The organism is Flavobacterium denitrificans DSM 15936, from assembly GCF_000425445.1.
Taxonomy (GTDB): domain Bacteria; phylum Bacteroidota; class Bacteroidia; order Flavobacteriales; family Flavobacteriaceae; genus Flavobacterium; species Flavobacterium denitrificans.
Genome location: NZ_AUDL01000022.1, coordinates 1 through 2,145, shown reverse-complemented (window position 1 = coordinate 2,145; position 2,145 = coordinate 1). Strand labels below are relative to the sequence as shown.

General features: G+C 31.0%; 3 protein-coding genes. All 3 read right to left on the bottom strand.

The features are described from left to right. Positions 1–227: 227 nt before the first annotated feature. The 3 genes from H600_RS22035 to H600_RS0111645 all read right to left on the bottom strand — a co-directional run bounded on the left by H600_RS22035 (position 228) and on the right by H600_RS0111645 (position 2,006). Entirely contained in the window at positions 228–593 is a 366-nt protein-coding gene (locus H600_RS22035; RefSeq protein WP_035108610.1) for a hypothetical protein, read from the bottom strand. A gap of 96 nt (positions 594–689) precedes the next feature. After that, a complete protein-coding gene (locus H600_RS0111650; RefSeq protein ID WP_026728944.1) occupies positions 690–1,070 on the bottom strand; it encodes a hypothetical protein in 381 nt (126 codons plus the stop codon). Between the two features lie 195 nt (positions 1,071–1,265). Continuing rightward, positions 1,266–2,006 (bottom strand): hypothetical protein, encoded by a 741-nt coding sequence (locus tag H600_RS0111645; RefSeq protein WP_157509912.1) that lies wholly within the window; start codon positions 2,004–2,006, stop codon positions 1,266–1,268. Between the last annotated feature and the right edge of the window lie 139 nt (positions 2,007–2,145).

Genomic DNA, 2,145 nt, shown 5'->3' with positions numbered 1-2,145 from the left:
TTTCACGTTTCTGAATTTCGGTTTTCTGCGCAACAATTCGCTTTTAAAAAAACTTGATTTTAGCAGAAAATTTCTTTTTCAACTCCCACATAACGTCTTGGCACTACAGCGGGTTTGGGATTAAATTAAGCCCTATTTTCGGATTTGCCAAATCATCCCAAATACAAGACCATTTTTCCATTAAGCCAAATACCCAAATCCGTTGTAGTGGCTGTTGTGAGCTGGCATTATTTTTCCCAATGATTTATCCGAATACTAGTTAAAGTTGAATCTGCGTTAAAATTCACAATCAAAGTTTTTGTTTCTATTGGGTCGATATCACTTCCATAATCTGTGTAAATTTCATATTGAAGTTGAAGCGAATCCTTTTCGTTACTTACTTGATTTCTTCCTAGTAGTTTCTCTGTGTCAGCGAATTTCATTCCAGGATTTAGGTAATTTTTTGAAAGGTCTTCAATCATTAATTCTCTATGATTATAGTCAATGTCATTTCGAATATTCCATCTGCTTTGATTAAATTTTATTTGTTCTTGTTTACAGGAAACAAATATTAAAATTATGGCAAAGAAAGGTAAGTAAAGATTATTTCTCATTAGCAGTATGTTTGTTTATGCTTGCTCACAACGTTCTCGCTCACTAGCCGTTTGCGACTTATAAAAACGATTATTTTCGGCTAAATGAGCTGGCAATCATTTTTGTATTATTTTTTTTATTAGTACGAAAAGGACAACAATGCAGAAAGTTATTGGTAGAAATATAGCAGTAGAAGTAGAGAGTTTGTCTATGAAAGTTCCTTCGGCTTTTGATGAAATTTGTATTCCTGCAATTATAAAAGAAAATATAGCTATAAATATTCCAAACAGTTCAATTTGTTTCGAATAAAAATTCTCTAATTTGTTTTCAAAAGCTTCATTTTTTTTGTCAAAATTTTTTAGTTTTTTGAGCAATTCCTCGATTCGTTCTTCAGATAAATCACTTTTTTCTAAAATGATATTTATGTGATCAACTAAATCACAAAAATCTTGTCCACTTAATTTTCTTTCTGGAAATGGACTTTTATATTTTTCCATAATGCTTATTGAGATTTATTAATTCTATTCCGTAGACGATTTTGGCCCGCTTGCTCACAACGTTCTGGCGCTTGGCGAGGTTGGGGATTAAAGATGCGAGATTTTTCGGTTAAACACAATTTTCCCAATACAAAACCATCTTTCAAATAAGCCTAAAACCCCAATCTTGCCAAACGGCTGTTAGGCGACGTTAATTTATTCCATTCCTTGCATGTATATATATGGCTGTGAATAAAAATGAGCGTTCCAATATTCTTCAGATATTTTTAACGGGTTTTTCTCTTCTTTGAATATAAGTTTTTCGTCTACAAGTTCATATATTCTATAAGATTGTTCTATTTTTTTCGGAGTTATTTTAAATATTGTTTGTCTTAAAATAATTCCATTTCTTGTTTTTATTTGAAAAGCACAATTTACTAATTCTCCCTTGATAGGAAGTTTATTGGGGAGTTGTGTTTCGTTCTTTGGACTCATATTAAAAGTAGGTACAATTTGCATATTGGCCATATAACATTTTCTATCAATATAAACTGATTCTGCATTTACAATATTGTTACACTTCATAATAGCATCATAATCTAATATAACAACTTGAATATCATAAATGGGATAATGGGAATTATTTTTTGCAGAAATTGTTAATTGGTCTATACTTGTTTTAAAAGCTACAATATCAACTTCTTTCCCGCCTTTTACATTGCTATTTAATAAAAGACTTGTTTCAGTTAGTTGGTTAGAAAGTTTAACATTGTCTTTGGATAGACTCGAAATCTGATCTGCGAGCAAAGAATTATTTTTATTGAGACTATCAATTTTCGTTTTTAGTTCGATTTCATTCTTGGTTGCTTCTTTTTCCTTTTTCTCATTGTCAAAATATTGAGTCACAGCTAAGATTCCGGGAAGTAAACTAGCTAAAATTATTAATATTAACATCATTTTTTTCATTTGAATGTATTACGAACTTTCTTATTAATGTCGCCTAACGTCTTGGCACTACAGCGGGTTTGGGACTAAATTAAGCCCATTTTTCGGACTTGCCAAATATTCCAAATACAAGACCATTTTTCCATTAAGC

What these genes read in the sequence shown, in the direction of transcription:
- H600_RS22035 (WP_035108610.1), bottom strand. Translation starts at nt 593, where the DNA reads ATGAGAAATAATCTTTACTTACCTTTCTTTGCCATAATTTTAATATTT.
- H600_RS0111650 (WP_026728944.1), bottom strand. Translation starts at nt 1,070, where the DNA reads ATGGAAAAATATAAAAGTCCATTTCCAGAAAGAAAATTAAGTGGACAA.
- H600_RS0111645 (WP_157509912.1), bottom strand. Translation starts at nt 2,006, where the DNA reads ATGATGTTAATATTAATAATTTTAGCTAGTTTACTTCCCGGAATCTTA.